General features: G+C 69.9%; 6 protein-coding genes. 4 read left to right on the forward strand and 2 right to left on the reverse strand.

What is annotated here, in order from left to right; all coding sequences use genetic code 11:
* Nucleotides 1-158 precede the first annotated feature (158 nt).
* A complete protein-coding gene (locus IZR01_RS30235) occupies nt 159-560 on the reverse strand; it encodes a DUF3499 domain-containing protein (RefSeq protein ID WP_194925863.1) in 402 nt (133 codons plus the stop codon).
* 171 nt (nt 561-731) lie between these two features.
* On the opposite strand from IZR01_RS30235, the gene IZR01_RS30240 reads away from it, so the two are divergent.
* From IZR01_RS30240 to ahcY, 3 genes are all read left to right on the forward strand, one after another.
* On the forward strand, nt 732-2096 hold the full coding sequence (locus IZR01_RS30240) for a phosphomannomutase/phosphoglucomutase (RefSeq protein WP_323746750.1): 1365 nt from the start codon (nt 732-734) through the stop codon (nt 2094-2096).
* A 71-nt stretch (nt 2097-2167) separates the two neighbouring features.
* Entirely contained in the window at nt 2168-2341 is a 174-nt protein-coding gene (locus tag IZR01_RS30245; protein ID WP_194899548.1) for a Trm112 family protein, read from the forward strand.
* 67 nt (nt 2342-2408) lie between these two features.
* On the forward strand, nt 2409-3866 hold the full coding sequence (gene ahcY, locus IZR01_RS30250; RefSeq protein ID WP_194899547.1) for an adenosylhomocysteinase: 1458 nt from the start codon (nt 2409-2411) through the stop codon (nt 3864-3866).
* Between the two features lie 277 nt (nt 3867-4143).
* Here the strand turns inward: ahcY and IZR01_RS30255 are convergent, their stop codons facing one another.
* Nucleotides 4144-5118 carry an RDD family protein gene (locus IZR01_RS30255; RefSeq protein ID WP_228560535.1) on the reverse strand — a complete coding sequence of 325 codons (975 nt, stop codon included), beginning with the start codon at nt 5116-5118 and terminating at the stop codon, nt 4144-4146.
* Between the two features lie 114 nt (nt 5119-5232).
* Here IZR01_RS30255 and IZR01_RS30260 point away from each other — a divergent pair.
* On the forward strand, nt 5233-6000 hold a 768-nt coding region (locus IZR01_RS30260), incomplete at its 3' end, for a stage II sporulation protein M (protein ID WP_194925865.1).

Raw genomic sequence — 6000 nt, forward strand, 5'->3', positions numbered from 1 at the left:
GGCCGATCCGCCGGCCGGCCCGGCTCGGATCCGGCTCAAGGGCAGCTCAGCGGCAGCTCAGATCGGGCACTCGGAGAATCGGGGCCGATCCGGCGGGGAACCGGCGGAACCAGGTCGGATCCGGCTCAGATCCGGCTCAGATCCAGCGCGGATCCGGCTCAGTGGTCGGGATCGGGCAGAGCTCGCAGGTGGCCCCGGGCGCGCGACAGCACCGCACCGTCCCCGTCGTCCCCACGCTTGTCGTGCTCCCCACGGCCCCCACGGCCCCCACGTTCCCCACGGGGCGCGCGAGCGGCCTCTCGTACCGCGTTCGCCAGCGCTTCGAGGTCGTCCGACGAGGGCTGCACCGGGCCCGGGTCGGGTGCCGTCAGGCGCAGCACGGCCCACCCTCGGGGCGCGGTCAGCCCGGTGGAATGCTCCGCGCACAGGTCGTAACTATGTGGCTCGATATAGGCGGCCAGAGGACCGAGGACGGCGGTGGAGTCCGCGTACACGTAGGTGAGCGTCGCGACGGCCGGACGGCTACACGCGGTTCGCGAACATCTGCGGGCTGGGCTCACTTGGTGGAGATTAGCGCTTGCCGGGGCGGATGGAACACTGGCACGCCCTACGTCCTCATTCGGGTCGTCCGGGTGGTCGCCCCGCGACCACCACACCACCGCCATGCTCCGCCCAAGATAGGCTCGTCGCGAAGCAGCCGGACGTACGACCAGACCTGAAAGCGGGAGCCAGTGGCCGGGCACGACTTGTCACTCATCGTGAAGGCATACGACGTACGCGGGGTGGTCCCGGACCAGCTCGACGAGGCCGACACCGAAGCCCTCGGCGCGGCCTTCGCCGAGTTCGTCGGCGCCCCGTCCGTCGTGGTCGGCCACGACATGCGCCCCAGTTCCCCCGACCTGGCCGCGGCCTTCGCCCGCGGCGCCGCCTCCCGGGGCGTCGACGTCGTGGAGATCGGCCTGGCCTCCACCGACCTGCTCTACTTCGCCTCCGGCGCGCTGGACATGCCCGGCGCGATGTTCACCGCGAGCCACAATCCCGCGAAGTACAACGGGATCAAGATGTGCAAGGCCGGCGCCGCGCCGATCGGCCAGGAGTCCGGTCTGGTGGAGATCCGGCAGGCCGCGCAGGCGATCCTGAACGGCACCCCGCTACCGGCTTCGGACAAGACCGGCACGGTCAGCAAGCGCGAGATGCTGAACGACTACGCCGCGTATCTCAACAATCTGGTCGACCTGTCGAAGATCCGCCCGCTGAAGGTGGTCGTGGACGCGGCCAACGGCATGGGCGGCTACACGGTCCCGACAGTGTTCGCGGGGCTGCCGTTGGATGTCGTCGACCTCTACTTCGAGCTCGACGGCACCTTCCCGAACCACGAGGCGAACCCGCTGGACCCGAAGAACCTGGTCGACTTGCGGCGGGCGGTGCTGGAGCACCACGCCGACCTAGGCCTGGCCTTCGACGGCGACGCCGACCGCTGCTTCGTGGTCGACGAGCGCGGCGAGCCGGTCGCGCCGTCCACGATCACCGCGCTGGTCGCGGTCCGCGAACTCGCCAAGCACCCGGGCGCCACGGTGATCCACAACCTGATCACCTCGGCGGCGGTGCCGGAGATCGTCCGCGAGCACGGCGGCGTCCCGGTCCGCACCCGCGTCGGCCACTCGTTCATCAAGCAGGAGATGGCCCGTACCGGCGCGGTCTTCGGCGGCGAGCACTCGGCGCACTACTACTTCCAGGACTTCTGGAAGGCCGACACCGGCATGCTGGCGGCGATGCACGTGCTGGCCGCGCTCGGCGGGCAGGACGTCCCGCTGTCGGAACTGGCCGCGGACTACTCCCGCTACGCCTCCTCCGGGGAGATCAACAGCGAGGTCGCCGACCAGGCCGGCCGCTCGGCCGCGGTCCGCGCCGCCTTCGGGGCCCGGCCCGGCGTCACCGTGGACGAACTCGACGGCCTGACCGTCACCGGGCAGGGCTGGTGGTTCAACGTGCGGCCGTCGAACACCGAGCCGCTGCTGCGGCTGAACGTCGAGGCCGCCGACGCCGACGCGGTGGCCGCGCTGCGCGACGAAGTGCTCGCGATCATCCGCGCCTGAGCCTCCTGCCCGGCCGCCCCACCCCGACCCGGTTCGCCGGGTCTCCGACCCGAACCGATTGGAGCCCTCCCGTGATCGAGCCCTCCCTGCTGGAGATCCTGGCCTGCCCGAAGTGCCACGCGCCGCTGCGCGAGGACGAGGCGGCCTCGGCCCTGGCGTGCACCGATAAGGAGTGCGCCCTGGTGTACCCGGTCCGCGACGGCATCCCGGTCCTGCTGATCGACGAAGCCACCAAGGCCGCGTGAGCGGTACCCCGCCACGCTCCGCTAGATTCAACTACGCAACGTCAGCCGACGAAACAGGAGAAACGCCGTGAGCGTCCTCACTCCGAGCGACTACAAGGTCGCTGACCTGTCCCTGGCCGAATTCGGCCGCAAGGAGATCACCCTGGCCGAGCACGAGATGCCCGGCCTGATGGCGATCCGCGCCGAGTACGCGGACGCGCAGCCGCTGAGGGGCGCGCGCGTCTCAGGCTCGCTGCACATGACGGTGCAGACCGCGGTGCTCATCGAGACCCTTACGGCCCTCGGCGCGGAGGTGCGCTGGGCGTCCTGCAACATCTTCTCCACCCAGGACCACGCCGCGGCGGCGATCGTCGTCGGCCAGGGCACCCCGCAGGCCCCGGCGGGCGTCCCGGTCTTCGCCTGGAAGGGCGAGACGCTGGAGGAGTACTGGTGGTGCACCGACAAGATGCTCCGCTGGCCGGACTCCGGTGACGGCAACACCGGCCCGAACATGATCCTGGACGACGGCGGCGACGCCACCATGCTGGTCCACAAGGGCACGGAGTTCGAGAAGGCCGGCGCCGTGCCGGACACCTCGGACGCCGACAGCGAGGAGTTCCAGGTCTTCCTGGCCCTGCTGCGCCGCTCGCTGGCCGAGGACGGCAATCGCTGGACGGCGATCGGCGAGCGCATCAAGGGCGTCACCGAGGAGACCACCACCGGCGTGCACCGGCTGTACGAGATGGCCAAGGAGGGCTCGCTGCTCTTCCCGGCGATCAACGTCAACGACTCGGTCACCAAGAGCAAGTTCGACAACAAGTACGGCTGCCGGCACTCGCTGGTCGACGGCATCAACCGGGCCACCGACGTGCTGATCGGCGGCAAGGTCGCGGTCGTGTGCGGCTACGGCGACGTCGGCAAGGGCTGCGCGGAGTCGCTGCGCGGCCAGGGCGCCCGCGTGATCATCACCGAGGTGGACCCGATCTGCGCGCTCCAGGCGGCGATGGACGGCTTCCAGGTCGCCACCTTGCAGGACGTGGTCGCCAGCGCCGACATCTTCGTCACCGCGACCGGCAACAAGGACATCATCATGGCCGCCGACATGGCCGCGATGAAGCACCAGGCGATCGTCGGCAACATCGGCCACTTCGACAACGAGATCGACATGGCCGGCCTGGCCAAGATCCCGGGGATCGAGAAGGTCGAGGTCAAGCCGCAGGTCCACACCTGGAAGTTCCAGGACGGCAAGACCCTCATCGTGCTGTCCGAGGGCCGGCTGCTGAACCTGGGCAACGCCACCGGCCACCCCAGCTTCGTGATGTCGAACTCGTTCACCAACCAGGTGATCGCCCAGATCGAGCTGTTCGCCAAGACCGCGGACTACCCGGTCGGGGTCTACGTGCTGCCCAAGCACCTGGACGAGAAGGTGGCCCGGCTGCACCTGGACGCGCTCGGGGTGCGGCTGACGAAGCTGTCGCCGGAGCAGGCCTCTTACATCGGCGTGCAGGTCGAGGGTCCTTACAAGCCGGAGCACTACCGGTACTGAGGTTCCGTGTGGTCGAGGCCGGTTCCGCTGGGCGGGGCCGGCTTCGGCGTTTTCGGGTGGGGTTCGCGGTTGGTCGCGGTACTGCCGTGCCGTGCATGTGGTGCGCCGTGCTGCCGTGCTGTGCATGTAGTGCGTGTGTTGACGTGCTGTGCACGTGCTGTGCTGCGCGGTCGCAGTGGGGCTGGGTGCTGTGCTGTGCTGCGCCGTGCAGTGCATGTGGTGCGCGGTCCCAGTGCGGTGCTCGCTCTTGTCCGGCGCTCGCTCTTGGCCCGCGCGTCTAGACCGGCGGCTTGAAGCCGTCTTCCTCAGCCTCCGCGACGGCCTCGGGCGTGCTCTCCGGCACTCGATCCTGCACTCGGTCCTGCACCGGCGGCATAGCGGGCATAGTCGGCAGCTGCGGTCCCTTCGCAGGATCCTGCAATGCGGCCGGAGCCGGCGACCCGGCATAAGCCGGATACCGCGCCTGCGCCCGCTCCCAGGCTTCCCGCTGCGTGGCCTCCGCGGCCCGCATCTGCCGAACCCGGCGCTCGGCGGTGATCGCCGCGAGGTACGCCCACGGCGGCGTCCCGGCCGGCGGCAGGGCGACGTACCGGATGACCTCGCTCGCCAACTCGTGGCCCAGGCGCGCCGCGACGTCCGGCCGCATCTCGTGCATGCGGGTCAGGAACTGGCGCGCGGACAGTGCCACGTCATCCGGCAGTGCCGACAGATCCAACTGCTGCGCCCAGCCGAGGAGGGGATACGGCATCGACAGCGCGGCCATCCCCATCGGACTCACACCGGCGTCCGGCGCCCGGTCGCGGAGCACGACGGTCCCGGCCAGCCAGTCGCCGGTACGCCGGCCCTGCTTCGAGGAGAACGACGTCACCACCGCCAGCACGCCGACGGTCGCGTAGAGGTCGAAGATCCCGCCGAGGGCGCGTACCAACGCGTGCCGGAACCGCACCGGGCCGCCGTCGGTGCGCACCACGCGCAGCCCGAGTGCCATCTTGCCCAGGGTGCGCCCGCGGGTGACCGTCTCCAACAGCGTCGGATATCCGACCACGACCGCGATGGTCATGACGATCAAGAGCCCGGCCAGCACCGCGTCGTCCAGCGCCCCGACGGACTCCACCACCCCGAGCACCGCGGCGAGCACCCCGATCAACCCGCCCTGCACGAGCAGATCCAGCAGCCGGGCCAGCGCCCGGCTCGGCAGCTTGGCGAGCCGGAGATCCAGGGCCACGCCCTCGCCGATGACCAGGTCGCTCAAGGTCTTCCTCTCCACTCCGGGGCCGTGACTTTGTTGCGGCAACCGTAGACCGCTCATACGGTGGGCGCACAGTTTCTCACCAGAGACTTCTTCACAGAGGCGGGGTCTTCCGACGTGGACATCGACGCGTACGCGGCGGCGCACCGCCCGGAATGGTCGCGGCTGGCGCAGTTGTCGAGTCGGAGCCGCGTGCTGGACGGCGCCGAGGCGGACGAACTGGTCGCGCTCTACCAGAACGTCGCCACGCACCTGTCTGTAGTGAGGTCCGCTGCGCCGGACGCAATAGTGGTCGGCCATCTGTCGTCCCTCCTGGCGACTGCCCGCGGCGCCATCGCGGGCCCGCGGGTTCCGGCGTGGCGGGAGATCCTCTACTTCTTCACGGACGGCTTTCCTGCGGCGCTCTACAGAGCGCGACGTTGGTGGATCGCCACTGCGCTGGTATCTCTGGTGGCCGCGTTCTTCATGGGCTGGTACATCGCGGCCAATCCGCGGGTGCAGGGGGAGCTGGCGTCACCCGATCTCGTGAACGGGGTGTTCCGGCCCGGTGGGCAGTTCGAGACGTACTACACGCAGTTCAGTCCGGGGTCGTTCGGGTTCAAGGTGTGGGTGAACAACGCCTGGGTGTCCGCGCTGGCCTTGTTCGGCGGCGTGACACTGGTCTTCCCGTTCGTCGCCATGTACATGAACACCGCGAACCTGGCCGTCGACGGCGGGTTCATGGCGGCGCACGGACGCTTCGGCACCTTCCTGTCGCTCGTCGCCCCGCACGGGATGTTGGAACTCAGCGCGGTCTTCGTCGCCGGCGGGTGCGGGATGCGTATTGCGTGGGCGCTCCTTTCGCCGGGGCCGCGTACCCGCGGGGAGGCGTTGGGGGAGCAGGGG

This window comes from Catenulispora pinisilvae (assembly GCF_015356865.1).
GTDB lineage: Bacteria > Actinomycetota > Actinomycetes > Streptomycetales > Catenulisporaceae > Catenulispora > Catenulispora pinisilvae.